The organism is Clostridium sp. AF34-13, assembly GCF_003477845.1.
Lineage (GTDB): Bacteria > Bacillota > Clostridia > Lachnospirales > Lachnospiraceae > Butyribacter > Butyribacter intestini.
Genome location: NZ_QUEB01000001.1, coordinates 291,616 through 311,191, shown reverse-complemented (window position 1 = coordinate 311,191; position 19,576 = coordinate 291,616). Strand labels below are relative to the sequence as shown.

17 protein-coding genes and 2 tRNA genes are annotated in these 19,576 nt (G+C 36.9%); 3 read left to right on the top strand and 16 right to left on the bottom strand.

Going from position 1 to position 19,576, the window contains the following annotated elements:
- Positions 1–13: 13 nt before the first annotated feature.
- A complete protein-coding gene (locus DWZ63_RS01225) occupies positions 14–1,753 on the bottom strand; it encodes an ABC transporter ATP-binding protein (protein ID WP_118498334.1) in 1,740 nt (579 codons plus the stop codon).
- 55 nt (positions 1,754–1,808) lie between these two features.
- Entirely contained in the window at positions 1,809–2,303 is a 495-nt protein-coding gene (locus DWZ63_RS01220) for a DUF5721 family protein (protein WP_118498332.1), read from the bottom strand.
- A gap of 315 nt (positions 2,304–2,618) precedes the next feature.
- On the opposite strand from DWZ63_RS01220, the gene DWZ63_RS01215 reads away from it, so the two are divergent.
- A complete protein-coding gene (locus DWZ63_RS01215; RefSeq protein ID WP_022014393.1) occupies positions 2,619–2,807 on the top strand; it encodes a hypothetical protein in 189 nt (62 codons plus the stop codon).
- Positions 2,808–3,001: 194 nt separating this feature from the next.
- Here DWZ63_RS01215 and DWZ63_RS01210 read toward each other — a convergent pair whose 3' ends face one another.
- Positions 3,002–4,909, bottom strand: a complete 1,908-nt coding sequence (locus DWZ63_RS01210) for an alpha-amylase family glycosyl hydrolase (RefSeq protein ID WP_182431409.1) — start codon at positions 4,907–4,909, stop codon at positions 3,002–3,004.
- Positions 4,910–5,228: 319 nt separating this feature from the next.
- On the opposite strand from DWZ63_RS01210, the gene DWZ63_RS01205 reads away from it, so the two are divergent.
- The gene (locus DWZ63_RS01205; protein WP_022014395.1) at positions 5,229–6,860 is read left to right on the top strand and encodes an ATP-binding cassette domain-containing protein; all 1,632 of its coding nucleotides are present in this window, start codon (positions 5,229–5,231) and stop codon (positions 6,858–6,860) included.
- 90 nt (positions 6,861–6,950) lie between these two features.
- Here the strand turns inward: DWZ63_RS01205 and DWZ63_RS01200 are convergent, their stop codons facing one another.
- From DWZ63_RS01200 to DWZ63_RS01180, 5 genes are all read right to left on the bottom strand, one after another.
- Positions 6,951–7,901, bottom strand: a complete 951-nt coding sequence (locus tag DWZ63_RS01200) for a glycosyltransferase family 2 protein (protein ID WP_118498328.1) — start codon at positions 7,899–7,901, stop codon at positions 6,951–6,953.
- Between the two features lie 22 nt (positions 7,902–7,923).
- Positions 7,924–8,370 (bottom strand): GatB/YqeY domain-containing protein, encoded by a 447-nt coding sequence (locus DWZ63_RS01195; protein WP_022014397.1) that lies wholly within the window; start codon positions 8,368–8,370, stop codon positions 7,924–7,926.
- 214 nt (positions 8,371–8,584) lie between these two features.
- Positions 8,585–8,656 (bottom strand) — tRNA-Gln (locus DWZ63_RS01190).
- Positions 8,657–8,711: 55 nt separating this feature from the next.
- Positions 8,712–8,783 (bottom strand) — tRNA-Gln (locus DWZ63_RS01185).
- A gap of 317 nt (positions 8,784–9,100) precedes the next feature.
- Positions 9,101–9,691 carry a zinc dependent phospholipase C family protein gene (locus DWZ63_RS01180; RefSeq protein WP_022014398.1) on the bottom strand — a complete coding sequence of 197 codons (591 nt, stop codon included), beginning with the start codon at positions 9,689–9,691 and terminating at the stop codon, positions 9,101–9,103.
- A gap of 234 nt (positions 9,692–9,925) precedes the next feature.
- Between DWZ63_RS01180 and DWZ63_RS01175 the strand changes: the two genes are divergently transcribed.
- Positions 9,926–11,263, top strand: a complete 1,338-nt coding sequence (locus DWZ63_RS01175; RefSeq protein WP_055943559.1) for a hemolysin family protein — start codon at positions 9,926–9,928, stop codon at positions 11,261–11,263.
- A 28-nt stretch (positions 11,264–11,291) separates the two neighbouring features.
- Here DWZ63_RS01175 and DWZ63_RS01170 read toward each other — a convergent pair whose 3' ends face one another.
- The 8 genes from DWZ63_RS01170 to DWZ63_RS01140 form a co-directional block, all read right to left on the bottom strand.
- Positions 11,292–13,145, bottom strand: a complete 1,854-nt coding sequence (locus DWZ63_RS01170; protein WP_118498326.1) for a right-handed parallel beta-helix repeat-containing protein — start codon at positions 13,143–13,145, stop codon at positions 11,292–11,294.
- A gap of 11 nt (positions 13,146–13,156) precedes the next feature.
- Positions 13,157–14,422, bottom strand: coding sequence for a right-handed parallel beta-helix repeat-containing protein (locus DWZ63_RS01165; protein ID WP_182431408.1), 1,266 nt, complete (start codon positions 14,420–14,422; stop codon positions 13,157–13,159).
- Positions 14,423–14,478: 56 nt separating this feature from the next.
- Positions 14,479–15,354, bottom strand: coding sequence for a hypothetical protein (locus DWZ63_RS01160; RefSeq protein WP_118498322.1), 876 nt, complete (start codon positions 15,352–15,354; stop codon positions 14,479–14,481).
- 274 nt (positions 15,355–15,628) lie between these two features.
- Positions 15,629–16,597, bottom strand: a complete 969-nt coding sequence (gene fliB, locus DWZ63_RS01155; RefSeq protein ID WP_118498320.1) for a flagellin lysine-N-methylase — start codon at positions 16,595–16,597, stop codon at positions 15,629–15,631.
- Positions 16,597–16,749: a hypothetical protein gene (locus tag DWZ63_RS15590; RefSeq protein WP_022014404.1), complete on the bottom strand. Its 153-nt coding sequence runs from the start codon at positions 16,747–16,749 to the stop codon at positions 16,597–16,599. Before DWZ63_RS15590 ends, fliB begins: the two co-directional genes overlap by 1 nt.
- A 112-nt stretch (positions 16,750–16,861) precedes the next feature.
- A complete protein-coding gene (pyrE, locus tag DWZ63_RS01150) occupies positions 16,862–17,539 on the bottom strand; it encodes an orotate phosphoribosyltransferase (protein WP_022014957.1) in 678 nt (225 codons plus the stop codon).
- Positions 17,540–17,664: 125 nt separating this feature from the next.
- On the bottom strand, positions 17,665–18,567 hold the full coding sequence (locus DWZ63_RS01145; RefSeq protein ID WP_022014956.1) for a dihydroorotate dehydrogenase: 903 nt from the start codon (positions 18,565–18,567) through the stop codon (positions 17,665–17,667).
- Positions 18,568–18,663: 96 nt separating this feature from the next.
- Positions 18,664–19,449, bottom strand: coding sequence for a dihydroorotate dehydrogenase electron transfer subunit (locus tag DWZ63_RS01140; RefSeq protein ID WP_118498318.1), 786 nt, complete (start codon positions 19,447–19,449; stop codon positions 18,664–18,666).
- Positions 19,450–19,576: the final 127 nt, after the last annotated feature.

Genomic DNA, 19,576 nt, shown 5'->3' with positions numbered 1-19,576 from the left:
TTAACCTCCTATATTATTTTTCATCAAAATCGGCATTGCCGTTTACCTGTGATTCATATACTTCCTTATATATCTCGTTGTTTTCAAGCAGTTCATCCGATGTTCCAAAGCCGTTTACACAGCCGTCCTCCATAACGATTATCTTGTCACAGTCCTTTATACTTGAAACTCTCTGTGCAATGATTATCTTTGTAGTTCCCGGTATCTCCTCGGCAAACGCTTTTCTTATCTTTGCGTCAGTTGCAGTATCAACGGCACTTGTCGAATCATCAAGTATAAGTACCTTAGGTTTCTTTATAAGTGCTCTTGCTATACAGAGTCTCTGTTTCTGTCCACCTGATACATTGTTACCGCCCTGCTCGATATATGTATTGTAGCCGTCTGGCATCCTGTCGATAAATTCATCGGCACAGGCAAGTTTGCATGCTCTTATACATTCCTCGTCAGTGGCATTTTTGTCACCCCAGCGGAGATTGTCAAGTATCGTTCCGCTGAACAGTACATTTTTTTGCAATACGACTGCAACCTCATCCCTGAGCGTCTCAATGTCGTACCTTCTTACATCAATTCCGCCAATCTTAACCGCACCGTCAGTTACATCATAAAGACGGCTCAAAAGATTGACAAGACTTGATTTAGCACTTCCCGTTCCTCCTATGATACCGATAGTCTGTCCTGACTTTATCTCAAGATTAATATCCTTTAAAACAGAAGTTTTTGCTTCTTTTTTGTAGCTGAAGTTTACATGTTCAAAAGAAATGTCACCACTCTTAACTTCCATAACAGGCTTCTCAGGATTTGTTATGTCAGGTTTCTCATTTATTACTTCGCATATACGCTCTGCACTTGATACACTCATTGTTATCATTACAAATACCATTGAGAGCATCATAAGGCTCATAAGTATGTTCATGCAGTAAGCAAGAAGTGTTGAGAGATTGCCTATCTCCATATCTCCACCTACGATAAGTTTTGCACCTACTAAACTTATGATGAGAATACAACTGTAAACCGTAAGGTTCATAAGCGGCATATTGTAAGCAACCGTCTTTTCGGCTTTAATAAACATCTTATAAACATTCTCACTTGCTTTCGTAAATTTCTTCTGTTCAAAACTCTCTCTTGAGTAAGCCTTTACAACTCTTATCGCATTTACATTTTCCTGAACACTCTCGTTAAGTTTATCGTATTTTTTAAATACCTGGTCAAAATATTTCATGGCAACTTTTATTATAAGTGCAAGGAAACATCCGAGTATGATAACTGCTATAAGATATATAGAAGCAACCCTTGCATTTACATAAAATGACATTGCCATCGCACAGATAAGGCTCGCCGGTGCTCTCATGCACATACGGAGTATCATCTGATACGCATTCTGAACATTTGTTACATCAGTCGTAAGTCTTGTCACAAGACCTGAAGTACTGAACTTATCAATATTTGAAAAACTGAAAGTCTGAATATTGTCATACATAGCCTTTCTTAAGTTTCTCGCAAATCCCGTCGATGCACTTGCACCGTATTTTCCACCCATAGCACCAGCCCAAAGGCTTACAAATGCTGTTAATACCATCAGTGCACCCATAAGGTAAATATGAGTAAGATTACCTTTTTGCACACCATCGTCAATTATTGAACCCATTATCAATGGAATAATAGTTTCCATGATAACTTCCAAAATCATAAATACAGGAGTAAGAATCGAATCTTTTTTAAATTCTTTAACCTGTCCGCCTAATGTTTTAAGCATTTTTGTCCTCCTTATAATTTATTAAATTAAAAACATGAAGCCGTTAGCATAAATATTATACCTCAACTGAAATCTTCAATGTCCTAATCCACTCTCTTATGGCATCATCCCATCCTCTGTCGAGTGTTTTATCCATTGTAAACTCTCTGTGTGTGATACCTGTCACCATAGTAAGTTCACCTTTTTCATATCTTATCTGAAGATAAAGATCAGGCTGCTCGCTTAAATATCTTGAAAACACTCCACTTCCCGCAAGAATTTTTTCTGCTGCCTTATGGCTCGCCTTAAGCGAGAACTTCATATACTCAGGCGTCTTTTTTCCTTTTATGTAATCAAATAAAAAATCCCTTGCCTCTCCCCAGTATAAAAGTTCGGACAATTGATTTTCTTTTTCGTCATCATCATACCAATTTAAATTTCTTTTTCCATTTATTTCAAACATGGCAAATGTTACCACCTTTGACTCTTCAAGCAAAAACTCATCAAATGTCTCCCTTAAAAGCAGATGAGCCATTGTTATCTTAATATCATTTATTTTTAAACTTAACATAAAATCTCAACTTTCCGTTAATACTATTTACACGACAACAAAGACAGCAAAACCGATGCCTTATTTAGCATCAATCTTCTGTCAGTTGTCTTTATATATATGTAGCTTCAAACCATCGGTGAATGTTACTGAACCCACTTTTATACAGACAGTAACATTGAATACTCCGTACATTTGTGCACCTTGTACAGAATAGTATTTGAGCAGTTATGTAATGCCACACCGAAAGTATAGTCCTGTTCATAATTCAGATTGTTTTCCCTAAAATGAATAAGACCATACAAACACTTAAAATGCACAGAAACGAGGTTTTCCATGAAAAAAAATGCTGAAACAATGAAAGAAGTAGCTTCACTTTGCAGCAAATACTGTAGCTGTGACGATTGCGGATGTAAAAATTCAACATCAGCAAATGCATCCTGTCAGAATTGCACACACTATGATGCTAAAAATGTGTGTGACATCGATCTTTATGAAGAAATCGTGACTAACCACAACCTTTAATACTGTCCGACAACCGACAGTTAAGAACTTTTAGGATGCTGCAAAGCGACCGTAAATACAAACAGTCTTTTTAGCATACCAACAGTTCTTATGAGGGGCAATGTAAATTCATTGCCCCTTTTTGCTGTCAGCATTTATATGATTTGCCGGCATTTTTTCTCTGTCCATACTTCACTCCATGTATCGTAATCATTCTATCTGCCGACAAATACAACTATACTTCTCGGCTCAACCATATATTCCCTAAATAGCTGTTTCTCCGATTTGATTTTCCTTTTTCTTTTTTTCTTCGGTGGCACTGTAAAGAATTCTCCCGAATGGGTATCAATGGCAGGATACCATTTTTTACCAACCGTGGGATTTGGAAGTTCAAACACTTTTTGTTCCCAGAACATATTAAAAGCGATATAAATGTCATCATCCTCGGTGATGCCGTATCTGCCACCGAGCAGTATGCCAAGCATCCTGCTGTAATTTGAAAAATCAGCTCTCCACGCCTGTGTGCCGTGAACCGACATATCAGGTATGCCTATGCCTTTCGTATCAAACATCGAAAGCGGTTCTTTTCCATGCAATACACAGTGTTGTTTTCTGAAAGCTATCATCCTTTTGACAAATTCAAATATATCCTGCTCTGACTTTGTGTGTTTCCAGTTGAGCCATGTGATATTATCATCGTGGCAATATGCATTGTTATTGCCAAGCTGGGTATTGCCAAACTCATCACCCGCAAGAAGCATAGGCGTTCCCTGACTGCAAAGCAGCATCGTAAAGGCATTGCGTATCTGGTTCATCCTGCTTCTCATTACGGCTCTCTTTCTGGTCTTTCCCTCAATGCCGCAGTTCCAACTGTAATTAAACTCCGTCCCATCATTATTATTCTCACCGTTTGACTCATTGTGCTTTATATCATATGACACAAGATCCATCATAGTAAAACCGTTTACATGAGTGATAAAATTTATAATAGAATAATCAGGAGCATTTCTCTTAAATCTCTCCGAGAAAGTCTGAACCATACCCTCATCACTCTTTAAAAAGCGTCTTGCATCATTCATAAAGCCCTCATTGTACTCAGCAAGCACATTGTCATTTAGTGCACCTGTGTCATGGAGCATATTTTCATCCCAGTAAGATGTAAGAAGTTTGACTCCTGAAATAATCGGATCCGATACGAGCGAGATTGCAGGCATTACCTCCTGATTTACCCTGAATCCGTCAATATGGTAATTAATGACCCAATGCCTTAAGCAGTCTGTCATAAGATACAGATTTGTCCCCGGTTTGAAATAGATATCCATAAGAACTTCAATCCCTGCAAGATGCATCTGTCTTACAAACTCTTTAAACTCTACATCTGAATGTCTGACATCTGAGGCATAAGATGATTTAGGGGACAGATAATATGTATTTTTAGTGCCATATCCCCAGTAGTTAATCCTGTGTTTCACATCCTCATCACTATCATTTTCAGACGGTGCATTATAGCTGCCCACGTCCAAGCTCAGTTCATCAAACTCATAACATGGCAAAAGCATAAGTGCATTTATACCAAGTTCTTTAAGGTAGGGGATTTTTTCAATGATACCAAGATATGTTCCCTTATCTTTAACTTTTGAGGATGAATGTTTTGTAAAGCCCCTGACATGAAGCTGATACATTATAACTTCACTGAAATCCCTTCTCGGAAGGACATCCTGTTTCCAGTCAAACTCCTCCAGACTTATACCTGCACGCACACTGTCAGGATTTCGTCTTTTTCCCCATCTGTCACGCCCGTGTATGATCTGTGCATAAGGATCGGCAAACTCCTCACCGTCTGCCTCATACATATACTCATATTCCTCCGACAACACCTTTGCTATATTGCAAGTGTCATCACCTTTTATTCCAGTGACGGTAACAAAATAAACGCTTCCCTTTTTGTATTCATCTTTCAAAGGAATGACAGCCGCCGGAAGTTTCCTGCCTATACGATACAGCTTCAGCATACACTTCTTTTTATTTGGAAGGTAAACCGCAAACTGTACACCTCTGACTACTTTTGTGACTCCGAGTGTCAGGGTATCTCCCGGCTGAACATTAAACAACTCCTTTGACATTTTCGTTTTCTCCATTCAATCTGATGTACTTATTTTGTATGCTTATAGCAATACAATAATCTATAGTATTCTTATTTTACTACAAATTCTTTCTATCTGCAAAACATAATTTGTTAAATATTTGTGTTCACCTTGTAAACATTAAATAAACTATTTTAAGATTTTTGCCTTATACCCTTGCAAAATAGCCATTTTTCTGTAAAATAGAAAGAGTTATATAGTTGACCGAACCAAAGGTAAGGTTATACTTTCTGATTTAAAGTCAGAAAAAAGAAAACTTATAGAATTGATAATTATATTTAAGAAAGGAAACATATAAATGATACAAGCCAGTAATATTACACTCCGCCTTGGAAAAAAGGCGCTTTTTGAAGATGTAAATATTAAATTCACAGAAGGAAACTGTTATGGTCTTATCGGTGCCAACGGTGCCGGAAAGTCAACATTTTTAAAAATACTTACAGGTGAGATTGAGCCAAGCAAAGGTGAGGTTATCATCACACCGGGGCAGCGACTTTCCTTCTTAAAACAGGATCATTTCAAATATAATGAATTTGTTGTCCTTGATACTGTCATTATGGGTAACGAGCGTCTTTACCAGATAATGAAAGAAAAAGACGAAATTTATGCAAAAGAGGATTTTTCTGAAGAGGACGGTATCAAAGCCGGAAAACTTGAGGAGGAGTTTGCAAACATGGATGGCTGGAATGCTGAGTCAGATGCAGCCACACTTCTTAACGGACTCGGACTTTCAACTGACATTCATTATAAAAAAATGAGCGAACTTCCGGACAGTGAAAAAGTAAAAGTATTACTTGCACAGGCACTTTTTGGAAATCCGGATATTCTTCTTCTCGACGAGCCTACTAACCATTTGGATCTCGATGCCATAAACTGGCTTGAAGAATTCCTTATAAACTTTGATAATACTGTTATTGTTGTATCGCATGACCGTTACTTCCTTAACAAAGTCTGCACGCATATCGCTGATATTGATTATGCAAAAATCCAGCTCTATGCAGGAAACTATGACTTCTGGTATGAGTCAAGCCAGTTGATGATAAAGCAGATGAAAGAAGCAAACAAGAAGAAAGAGGAAAAGATAAAGGAACTCCAGAGTTTCATCCAGCGATTCAGTGCGAATGCATCAAAATCCAAGCAGGCTACTTCCCGTAAGCATGCCCTTGAAAAAATACAGCTCGATGAGATGAAGCCGTCAAGCCGTAAATATCCATATATTGATTTCAGACCTGACAGAGAGATAGGTAATGAAGTTCTTACTGTTGAACATATTTCCAAGACAATAGATGGTGTTAAAGTACTCGATGATATTTCATTTGTCATAAACAGAGAAGATAAGGTAGCTTTTGTAGGAAGCAACACTATTGCAGCAACCACTCTCTTCCAGATACTTACAGGCGAGATGGAGCCTGACGAGGGTACTTTCAAGTGGGGAGTTACAACAAGTTTTTCTTACTTCCCTAAAGATAACACTGAACTTTTTGACAGAGACGAAACTATCGTAGACTGGCTTATGCCTTTCTCTCCTGAAAAAGACCCTACTTATGTAAGAGGCTTCCTCGGACGTATGCTTTTCCCTGGTGAAGATGGTGTAAAGAAAGTAAATGTACTTTCCGGTGGAGAAAGAGTTCGTGTAATGCTTTCAAAGATGATGATTCTCGGTTCTAATGTACTTGTCATTGATGAGCCTACCGCACATCTTGACATGGAGTCTATCACTGCATTAAACAATGGACTTATCAAATTCCCTGGTGTAATCCTTTTCACTTCACAGGATCACCAGTTTATACAGACTATCGCAAACCGTATTATGGAGATTACTCCTGGCGGACTTATCGACAAACTCACAACTTATGATGAATATCTTGAGAGCGATGAGATGGCTAGAAAAAGACAGATTTTGTCAGTACAGAGCGATGATGAGGACTAAAACATCAAACAATCCTTGTTTGATGTAGCAAAAAAAGACAGTGCAAAGATTTGCACTGTCTTTTTTGCTGAATATCGCTGCTTCTTATATTTACTCTTTATAAAGAAGTTTTTCTATGATAAATCTTGGTCTTTCTTTTACTTCCATATATATCTTTCCGACATACTCTCCTATTATTCCGAGTGATAAAAGTATCAGGCCTCCTATTCCCCAAAGCGATATTACTATGGTCGTCCAGCCCTGTACCGTATGTCCTAAAAGCCACACAATTAGGAAGTATATCAGCATAACGATACTTATCGTAAATACAAGTGTTCCAAGTGATGTTATCATTCTTATCGGTTTTACACTGCATGATGTTATTCCATCTACGGCAAATGAGAGCATTTTCTTTAATGGATATTTTGACTCTCCTGCAAATCTCTCATGTCTCTCATAATAGACAACATCCGTTTCATAGCCTATCATAGGTACTATTCCTCTTAGGAAAAGATTTACCTCTTTGTACTTTGCAAGTCCCTCTAATGCTCTTTTACTCATAAGCCTGTAGTCGGCATGATCCTGTAATGTATCTGCTCCCATTGCCTTCATCAGCTTGTAGAAAGCGTGTGCCGTACTTCTCTTAAATACAGTATCTGTTGCTCGTGTAGAACGCACTCCGTACACTACATCTTTTCCCTCATTGAACTTGTCTATAAACTGCTCTATAACTCCTACATCATCCTGAAGATCGGCATCAAGCGATATAGCCGCATCTGCATAATCCTTAGCTGTCATAAGACCTGCGAGCAGTGCATTCTGATGACCTTTATTATGTGCAAGATTTATACCGGTAAACATCGGATTTTTCTCATGAAGATCAGTTATTATATTCCATGTATTGTCCTTTGAACCATCGTTTACAAAGGCAATCTTACTCTTATCACTTATCTTGTCTTTTTTTATAAGACCTCTCATTATCTCCTCAAGCTGTCTTGAAGTTTCCGGAAGCACTTCCTGCTCATTGTAGCACGGTATAACAAGCCATATTATTTTTTTCATATCATTATTCCCTCCTCTTGCATTATTTAAACATTCCGCCAAGAACCTGGTTTACAAGCTTTCCATCAGCTTTTCCTTTCACCTTAGGCATAAGGACTTTCATTATCTTCCCCTTATCTTTTGCCGTTGGTTCTGCAATCTCAAGTTCTGCTAAAACTTCCTTGATAACAGTCTCTATCTCAGCCTCATCCATCATTTTAGGAGCATACTCTTCTAACACCTTGATAGTATAGTTACATTCATCTATAACATCCGTTCTGTCTGCCGGAGTCATCTCCAAAGTCTCTTTTGTCTGTTTAATAAGCTTTAAGATAATCTGGTCACCCTCTGCATCAGTAATATCTTCTCTCTTGTCTATCTGAAAGTTTTTAAGTGCAGTAAGGAGACTTGACAGTACAGCCTTTCTCTCTTTATCTCTCGCTTTCATTGCAGCCATCATTTCGCCTCTTATAAAATCTACTTTATTCATCACTAAATCCTCCTCGTTTATATTATGTGCTCTCGAAATTTTTCATTTAAAAGATTCCGAGAGTACATTATTTGTTTTTAGCAAAATGGGTATTCCCACACCATTTCCACCATCACACTTTAATTGATATTCAACATTTTATATGTCAATAGTGAAACATCTTTATAAAACAAAAATCGCAGAATAATCCAATGAAAATTCTACGACCTTTAAACTGGGCTACAAGGATTCGAACCTTGAAATGCTGGAGTCAGAGTCCAGTGCCTTACCGTTTGGCGATAGCCCACTATATTTAATTTTGCCAGTTTTTCACTGAACACACCAAATAAACTTTGGTAAAACTGGGCTACAAGGATTCGAACCTTGAAATGCTGGAGTCAGAGTCCAGTGCCTTACCGTTTGGCGATAGCCCATCATCTTTTGCTTTGTTGCTCTGTTTTGTTTCTCTCTCGCTGAGCACTTGCTTAGTATATAACATCTTTTTTTAAAATGCAAGTACTTTTTTCAATTTTTTTAATATTTTTTTGATTTTTTTGCCACAATCTGTCAAAAGCCCCTAATTTACGGGCTTTCTGAGAATAAACTTTTTTCGCAATAACCTATTTCTTATAAGCAAACAATAAAAGAAGCATCTGCCGCTTCTTTTTTCTCGCAACAAATGCTCCTTTTGTCAATCTATCGTCGTACGGCTCCGTCCTCATAAAACTTGCCGTCTTCCATAATCCAAACTTTATAATGATACTAAGGATAAATGCATATTCTTTGTAAGTTCCTCACATAATATAAGTAATGCATCAACTACTGTATGACAAAGTTCCAATATATATTCACAATCACGTTTCACTCCGCTTTGCATACGCATATAAATCTGATGCATCCTTTGAACAAAACCAAGAATTGCTTCAGGTGTGTGAACCGATTCACTCAATCTGCCTCTTTCTACTCCCGGCTCCCTTACATAACTGCGAAGCTCTTTTTTAAGCTCCTCCTCATAGATACAATGATCTTTTAAATTTCCGGGGAAATTCTGATTGTGTGGAAAGGTAAAGTAATCAGCGACATAATGAGTAATCACTCCTAAATGTCTGCAAAAATAGCTATCAAACCCTCTAATCGGGTCAAAATGTGATACCAGTCTGCTGATTTCTTTCTCAAGTACATCAAAGGAATCCTCAATAGTATGTTTCCTTACTAAAAATGAAGGAATACAATCCGGTAATATACTTCCAATATAGAATGCTCCTTTATGATGTTTAAGTGACTCCATACCTTCATTGTTCATCAAGTACCATGCCAATGAAATATGGGATTTCTTTCGCATATCATCCTCCTCACTGTGACATATACACGATTGACATCGCTGTCTTAATTTGTATGTTTATTGTATAACATTTTTTCATTTTTTGCAATAGTTTTCTGACATTTTTTCTGTGTTTTCATAAAAGTTTCACAATTATATATTCTGCATCAAAACTTGACAACTGCATAATATATAGGTAAAATATTGATTGTTTATACATATTAAACGAATATTAAACGATTGGAGTTGATTTTTTTGGATTCTGGCGACGCCTCGAAACTGATAATATTACTTATTTTACTGGTTCTTTCCGCATTCTTTTCTTCTGCGGAAACCTGTCTTACGACAGCAAACCAAATGCGTCTTAAATCTATGGCTGATGAGGGTAATAAAAAAGCTGCATTAGTCTTAAAACTTTGTGAAAAACCTACTAAAATGTTAAGTGCGATACTGATAGGAAACAATATCGTAAATCTTTCGGCATCATCACTTACCACAACATTTGCTATAAATATTGCCAAAAAATCAGGCTTTTCAAATTCTGCAAGCCTGATAACCGGAATTGCCACCGGAATACTTACTGTTTTGGTAATTATATTTGGGGAGATTATGCCTAAATCATTTGCCACGGTAAATTCAGAAAAAATGTCACTTTTTTATGCAAAACCGATATATTGGCTCACATCAGTATTAGGACCTGTATCATATATATTTGATAAGTTTTCAAAGCTGCTTTTGAGAATACTTCATATAGACGCTACAAAACAGCCTGCCATCACTGAAAACGAGCTTAGAACTATTGTAGATGTAAGTCATAAAGAAGGTGTTATAGAGAGTGAAGAACGCCAGATGATAACAAATGTTGTTGACTTTGGTGATTCTCTGGCAAAAGATGTAATGGTTCCAAAAATGGATGTTGAATTTGTTGAGCTAAACCTTACCTACGATGAACTTATCGCGGCTTACTCAAAAGAAAAATTTACGCGTATGCCTGTATATGATGACAGCAGGGATAATGTTGTTGGTATAATAAATCTCAAAGATTTATTCTTTTATCAGGGTGACAAAAACGATTTTAAGATTTCAGATGTTATGCGTGAAGCTTATTTTACCTATGAATATAAAAAAATATCTGAACTGTTTTTTGAAATGAAATCGGCATCAATCCCAATGGCAATTGTTCTTGATGAATACGGCTCTACATCCGGTATTCTTACTATTGAAGATCTGATAGAGGAGATTGTTGGTGAGATAAGAGATGAATATGACACAAATGAAGAAGATGACATCACAAAAACCGAAAATGGTGACTATATCATACTCGGTGTTGCCAAACTTGATGATATAGACGAAGCACTTGGAATTAAGATAGAGTCTGAAGATTATGATTCCATTGCAGGTCACATAATAAACCTTCTGGATCACTTTCCTGATGCTGGAGAGACTGTTTCAGACGACTATGCGACATATACCGTTTTGGAAGCTGCCAAAAATCATATTGATAAAGTAAAACTTCATCTGCTTCCAAAATCCAATAATAATGATGATGAATTATCATCTGATGACAATACAAAAGAAGCACATTCCGCATAGGATGTGCTTCTTTTGTATGTATGTTCTGCTAAGATATATCGGCTGGTTTACATTCTTCAAACTGGCATTTTTCTATGTGTGTTCCCACCTGCCTGTCTATAGCTCCCCCACCTTTTTTGGCTATACATCTTTTAAAATTGCAATGTTTTACAAGTCCTTTATTGCCATACATACTTATTCCTGCCCCACTTTTGGCACGGCAGTTTACAAACACACATTTCTCAATCTCTCCACCCTGCGTATATATTGCCCCGTCCTGACAAAAATTAAATATGCTTTCTTTTATAACCGGACGATATGCATTAAATACAGCTCTGCCACCATATGTATTCCTAAACAATGAATTTTTTATCGTTACATTTGTTCCCTTGATATTTATTCCGCCTGTCCTTAATGCTCCATCAAATTCGCAATTACTTATTTCACACTTCCTTGCACCCTCAAGATAGAGCATATCTGAATTTTCAAGATGGTTTGCCACAATCCTTGCATGTACCAGCTTTAAATTTCCTGCACACATTACAGGATAATTAAGATATAATGCGGCTTTTGAAACACTGAGATTTCCTGATGACTCAACATAAACAGGACAATCCACTATTGTTGATTTATTGATAAGCATATCACCCAAAATCCTTAACTCTCCATTTTTTTTGAGTACCTGAACAAACTCAGCTCCTTCCGGATGGCAGGCAACATATTCTAATTCACGGTCATCAACATCTGCAAGGCCTGAACAAAAAACTGCTGCACCATACTCTGCAACATTACAATTTGTAAAATGACATTTGTCAAGACAGATGTTTTCAACTATATAAACGGCTCCACCACGCTTTGCCTCACAATCGGCAAAACGACACTTACTTATCTTTCCGACACCGCCGCGAACCATTACCGCACCACCATCCTCCGGCGAATAACATCGACTGAAAATACAATTTGTTATCTCAATACTTTCACCCCAGAATCTTATCGCTGCACCTCTTGTCGTATTGTAAATATTTGACTCGCTGACAACTACCTTTCCTGATTCTGCTCTTATAAACATTCCATAATTTCTACAGTCAGCCTCGCATCCTTTTATAACCACATTGCTGTAATCACCCTTAAGATTTATGCAGGAACGGTGACTGTCACTCTTCCTTATAACCTTACTGTTGATTATTTCAAGAGTTCCGCCGTCTAAAAGTATATTTCCATATACCCTTACAAGTGCATGGTCAAACACCAGTTTCATCCCTCTTCTTAGGACTATATCCTCATAAATCTGACATCTGTCCGTTATCCTTAACTCTTTCTTTTCTTCCAATATCCTCTGCGTACACTCAGAATACTCATATATCTGCAAAGCAAAATATTTCATATCTATGAGCTCTATCTCAGGATAAAGGTTTTTTATTATCTGCGACAGTTCAAAACACTCTTTACTCTCTTCCTTAACCGCACATTCAATAAATCTTCTTACGACCTCAAAAATCTGCTCCGATATTCCAAGTTTGTCAGCAAATTTTTTTAAGAATTTAATCTCGTCAGCAGAAATTTCACTGCCTATTCCCGATACATTTAAAAGATCCATTAAAAAAATAATCTTTTCTTTTCCTGTTTTTATATTTTCTAAAACAAACTCACATATCATTTCGTACTCTTTTGAATTTCTAAGAGCCCACGCAATGTCAGACGAATTCATTTTAAGACCATATTTCATAAGCCGTTCAAGTTCAAAATTATTTAGCAATTTTACTTTTTTATTAAGTCCGGCCTGCATTATAACCGCTGAACTGTATTGCATTTTAAATCCATCATCATATGAACAGAACGGATGCTCAGGGGTAAGATAGATTTTTCGCTTGTAATTAAATTTTGTCAATATATCTACAATCATATCTTTCCTCCCTATAACCTCTGCATCTCAAAATCATCATCATACACATTAAAAACGCTGCTCTCCTCAGGCATACATTCCTTATATGTGCAATTCGTGACAAACTGACCGAATTTGCTATATTTAAAATATATTGCTGAGCCAAGATATTTCGCCTTACTATTCTCGAATGTACAGCTTTCAACCTTTACATTTCCTATTGATTCAGAATATAAACTACCGCCGTATTCTGACATACAATTTATAAATTCGGTATTTTCTATGTTTACCCTTGAATTTTTCATCAATGCCAGTGCACCTGCATTGCAATTTACAAAACGGCAGCGCGTTATGACTGCTGATCTTCCTAAGAACTCAACAGCCCTTTCTCCCGAAGTATTGCTTATAGCCGTGTCTGACAATATAAACCTTCCTGTAGTCTGGTTTATACAACCACATTTTCCGCCACAATCAATAAATGAGTATGTAATCTGAACAATTGCCGTTTTTGACAGTTTCATAAAATAATCGTTCTTATTGTCCATAACCCGTACTCTTGCATTATAAAGCCGAACTCTTCCGCCATCCGTTATTATACTCCCGTATATTTTAAGTATTCCACCTAAAACAAGCAGCGAACCGCCTCTTTCTACAATAATATCACCGGTAACTTTAGTCGGTTTATCTATTATAAATGTCTTTCCGGCCTTAACGGTTATATTATCATAGTTCTCCTCAAGCACAAATTCAGGAAAAAAATACGACAGAACTGAATATCTTATCTCATAACCTTTCTTTCTGAAAAGTTCATATGCTTTCCCTGCCTTTTCAGTATCCTTTTTTTGAGCACTTTCACTAAATGTTTCAAAAAAATTTCTCTCAATATCTGAAAACCTGAATATCTGTTGATAATAATCAAGTACCTTTTCACAATAATCCTGCGACCATAGAGATAACTGATATATCTTATACAGGTCTAATACAAAACAATACTGTATTTCTTTCTCTCTTACCTTTTCAATACATTCAGTCAATCTGAAGTCAAAATAATTATTTATATCTGTTATTATCTGCTCTCTTCCTTTTTCTGAGATACATAATCTTACTGACAACGACTCGAAATACTCCTGAAGTTCTTTCATTGCTTTCATATTTCCAAGTGCCATAACACCAAGTCCAAAAGCATACAGATACCTGAAAGAGTCATCATAACGCACCATAGGATGACTTACTTTTTCAAGTTCGCTCTGTCTTTTTTTTAAATATCCTAATATGTCTGAATTAACTCCGGTCTCCATGCACCCACCTCCCCTTATATTCATATAAGTTTTTCCTATATAATTTTTCGTATATCTCATCTGTTTTCTTTACAGGCATCGTCTATCTTTTGCAACTCAATACTTCTTATCATCTCCTTTTTTATTTCTCTCGCTGTATTTTCCACAAGCTTTGCATTCTTTTTGCAATGTCTTATAAAAAATTCATTTTCTCTGCTGGTCGCTCTCATATAATTGCTGCATAAATACTGCTGCAGCCTGCCTGCATCTATCGCATACTCAAGTTCAATAGTATATGGCATAATCCCTATTCTGTTTCTCGGCACATTATATTCATAGCTTATCCTCTTTCGTGTCCACTTTCTTTCAGGACGGTATTTTCCTACAATGTATATGGCTTTTTCTCTTATCGAAGTATAATTTTCAAAAAAATCTCTTATATTGTCAGGATTTTGTGTAAGATTTACCACAACTATATCTGCATCAAACAATATCTGTTTTGTACTAAGATTTTGATTTGACTCCGTATCTATAAAAATATACTCTGAAACTTCTTCTAATATTTCAAACAACTCTCCGTGAACCATACTGAAATCATAATTGAATACTTCTTTGTTAAAAACCATCCCTGATGGCAAAAGACACATATTAGATAACATCAGATCAACTGTCGAATTTTTGATAAGTTCTCTATCCCTATCTCCACAATAAATCCTCTTTAGTATGTAATCCAGTCCGTATTTTACATTGTACCCTCCGGATTCCCTAAGGAAATCCTGCTGCATTGGCTGCAGCAAAACATCTTCAAGACTTTTGTTTCTGCTAAAATGATTTTCCAATAAAATTTCTTTAACTCTGCCTGCATTTCTAAGTGATACCATTGATGCGATACTCGCCATATTGGCTGTAACGCACATCTTCTCCCCTCCATTACTCCAAAATGCTATTTTCATATATATTCTCCATTCTTAAATTTTTCTCTACCCCTTTAATAAAGCAAACGTTTTTGCACTCTGCTTAATGCTGCATACTCCGAATACACTTATTATATTCGTATATTAAAGAATTTTTTTCGCAATGTAAAGTGGTTTTTGCCTTATTTTTGACAAAACTACATCTTTCTCCATTATTCACAAATTTTTGTTTATTTTTTCTACATATCAAAAAAAATGTCACTTATTTCGTAACATTTTTCTCGTATTACAAGACCAGAAAATATTTTTTTCGTCATTTTGCCAAAATTTCCATGATTTTTTTGTGCATTTTGCTACCACTGACTTTTCCATGCACTGCTGTTTTATAGACCCAATGGACTGCATTTACAATATCTTTTTCATAATTGCTGCCTTTTTGAAGACTTAAACTAAACATTATCGTATCGAGCATCACGATTTCTCCTGCCACCTGATATATCCTGTCATAAGTATCTTCATCCGGATTTTCATATTTTTTTGTAAAAATTCGGTAGTCAGCATAATTTTTATCAAATGTTGCAAGTCTTTCTCCATATTTTTTTGTAAAATCATTGTATCTTCGCCGAAACTCTTCTCCCTGCATCTGCTCCTCATATGCATCAAAACTTCCATCAAAATACATACAGTCTTTACAGCTTATTATAATATCTACTGCCATGTCGGCAAAGTCAAAAAAAAGTTCACTAAGTCTCTCCGGTTTTAAATAATATTTTGTTTTTATATCATTTATCAAAATATCAAATCTGTTCTTGTCCTGCGCAAACCAATTTACACCGCTTATATCGACCGGATACATTTTCTTGTCTGTTCCCATCTCATACCACATATTTTTTATTTTATCATTACTCAGATATTCTATTATGACAGGACATGACGCTGCCATAGATAAGAGCACAGTATCTTTATCTGAAAACGACAATCTCGGATATTTACGACAGGTATTACACAATGTCTTTTCATTTGAATTTCTCTGTATGCGGCAAAGACCATCACCATCGAGCATGGCACAGTCACCATTTGTCCTGTTCTTAAACGAATGCACATCGTCTTTCTCTACAATATTTGATAATATATCAGCCCTAAGACTTTTATTCTCAAGATTTTTAAATCTCTCATAGGCTTCTCTGTCAACAACTATCTTCCACCCACTGCAGCAGGTTGTCTGGCAGTTTCCCGCCAGACATTTAAAATCCATGTAATTTCCAAATACATATATCTTCATTAAAACATAAGCTCCGATTTATCTTTGAGAAGTCTTGCTCCTTTTGCAATAAATAAAACCCCGGTCGTAATCCCTGAAACGATAAGCAGTATTCCCATAACGAGATTAAATGAACCTACGGATTTCATTGTCTTATATATCTTCTCTCCCATATAAGTCTCCTTTTGGTCTTTTATTAAACTAAATTTACTTTAATTTTCGTTGAAATTGCTAATATGAGTTTCTATACATTCATTATTTTTAACTATAGTGCTCTGATTTTTATTATTTTACACCATACTGCTCATAATATTCATCGATTGCTGCCTTGAGTTTGTCGTCGATAAGCACTTTTCCCTGACATTCTTTATTGTAAAGACATTCTACAACATCCTCCATAGTTACAATGGCATTTGCACCAAAACCGTATTTTGACTGAATTTCATCGAGAGCACTTGCATCTGTGCTAAGACCTCTCTCCATTCTGTTTAATGAAACTATAAGACCTTTTATCTCAACATCTCCCTGAGCTTTGATGATAGGGAATGTCTCCTCAATAGATTTTCCTGATGTTGTCACATCCTCGATGATAACAACTTTATCGCCGTCTTTTATCTTGCTTCCGAGTAAGATTCCCGTATCTCCATGGTCTTTTACTTCTTTACGATTTGAACAGTATCTTACCTCTTTTCCATATAACTCACTGTATGCAATAGCAGTCGTAACACTGAGAGGAATTCCCTTGTATGCAGGTCCGAACAGTACATCGAAATCATCACCGTAATGCTCATGTATTGCCTTTGCGTAATACTCGCCAAGTCTCTTAAGCTGTGAGCCTGTGACATATGCTCCCGCATTCATAAAAAACGGTGATTTTCTTCCGCTCTTAAGAGTGAACTCTCCAAATTTTAAAACATCACTCTCTACCATAAATTCTATAAACTCTTTCTTATAACTTTCCATAATCAAACCTCTTTTCTATAAAATTTTTTGTCTGTCAAACTCCTTTAAACATCTTCATTCTTAGCTTTTAGCACATTCATGTCTACTGTCAGTCATCTTTATATCTAGACAAACGGCTTATGTTATTACTTCACGCAGCCGATAAGCTCATTTATATCTTTGACTCCGTTTTTATCCATAAATTCGGCTATTCCGTCAATAACATCTGTTGTTGCCGCCGGATTGTTAAAGTTTGCCGTTCCGACTGCAACCATAGCTGCACCTGCCATGATAAACTCCAATGCATCCTCTGCAGTTCTTATACCGCCCATTCCGAGAATTGGTATATTTACTGCATTTGCCACCTGATAGACCATTCTCACGGCAACAGGCTTTACGGCCGGCCCTGACATTCCGCCTGTCTTATTGGCAAGTGCAAATGTTCTTCTGTTTATATCAATCTTCATGCCCGTAAGCGTATTTATAAGTGATACCGCATCTGCTCCGCCTGCTTCCGCCGCCTTTGCCATCTCAGTTATGTCCGTAACATTAGGACTTAATTTCATTATGACAGGCTGTTTTGCATGATCCTTTATCTTTGATGTTATTTGCTCCACAAGTTTGGGATCCTGTCCAAAAGCAATACCTCCTGCCTTTACATTAGGGCATGATATATTTATCTCAAGCATTGAAACATCCTCATTTGCAAGTCTGTCTACAACCTCTATATATTCTTCCGGAGTCTTTCCACACACATTTACAATAATGTTTGTATCATATTTTTTAAGGAAAGGTATATCCCTGCTTACAAATGTGTCTATTCCGGGATTTTGAAGTCCTATCGCATTTAACATTCCTCCGTATGTCTCGCATACTCTCGGCGTATCATTTCCCGGCCACGGAACATTTGCAACACCTTTTGTCGTAACAGCTCCAAGTCTGTTTAAGTCAACATACTCACTGAATTCCTCGCCCGAACCAAAAGTACCCGATGCCGTTGTAACCGGATTTTTCATCTTAACTCCGGCAAAATCTACTGAAAGATTCATAAGCTTCCTCCATTTCGCAATATTTATTCTTTAAGCAAGTCCTCTACCGCCGCTTATTGCTCTACGCAATAGAAACATAGGACTTCCCTGATAGTGTTAAATCTCTATATCCTCTGCATTAAATACAGGTCCGTCTTTACATATTCTCTTGTTATGAACCTTACTGTGCTCATCAATATCTTTTGACTTGCATACACAGCCAAGACACGCCCCTATTCCACAAGCCATCTTTTCTTCCATTGAAATCTGTGCCTCGATGCCTTTTTCTTTTGCGTATGCCTTAACACCCCGAAGCATAGGAATAGGTCCACATGAGTAAAGTACATCCGCATCAAGCCCGTTTTCCTTTATTGCATCTATGACATTTCCTTTGGTTCCGACACTTCCATCCTCAGTTGATACATACACATTTGCATAAGGCTCAAATTCATCTTTGAGGAACAGGTCATTGTCTCTGTAACCGAGCACTACCGAAACATTTTCTTTTGAGTTAAGAGATTTTGCGAGTTCAAGCATTGGCGGTATTCCTATACCACCGCCGATAAGTACTGCCTTTCCTCCTTTAAGCGTAAAGCCGTTTCCGAGTGGTCCGACAACCGGTATCTTATCACCTTTAACCATCTTTGAAAACTCGTCTGTTCCCTTTCCTACAACCCTGTAAACAACTCTAAGACAGTTTGCAGCTTTGTCAATCTCACATATGCTTATCGGTCTTGGCAACAGCCTGCTGCCGTCAGCACTATACATTGAGATAAATTGTCCCGGAACTGCACTGTTCACAACATTAGCATAGGCTTCAAATTCAAGCCACATACTGAATATATCTTTTGTTATATTTTCCTGCGATCTTATCACCGCCATAGTTTTTTTCTTGTCAGCCATAAACCGTATAACCTCATTTCATTTAGTCAAGTGGATTATTCTCAATCCGCTCTGCTACTTGCTCATAACAGTTACTATTTGATGTCACGGATTGCTCTATTGCTGTGCAATTTTTACAATCCTCCAA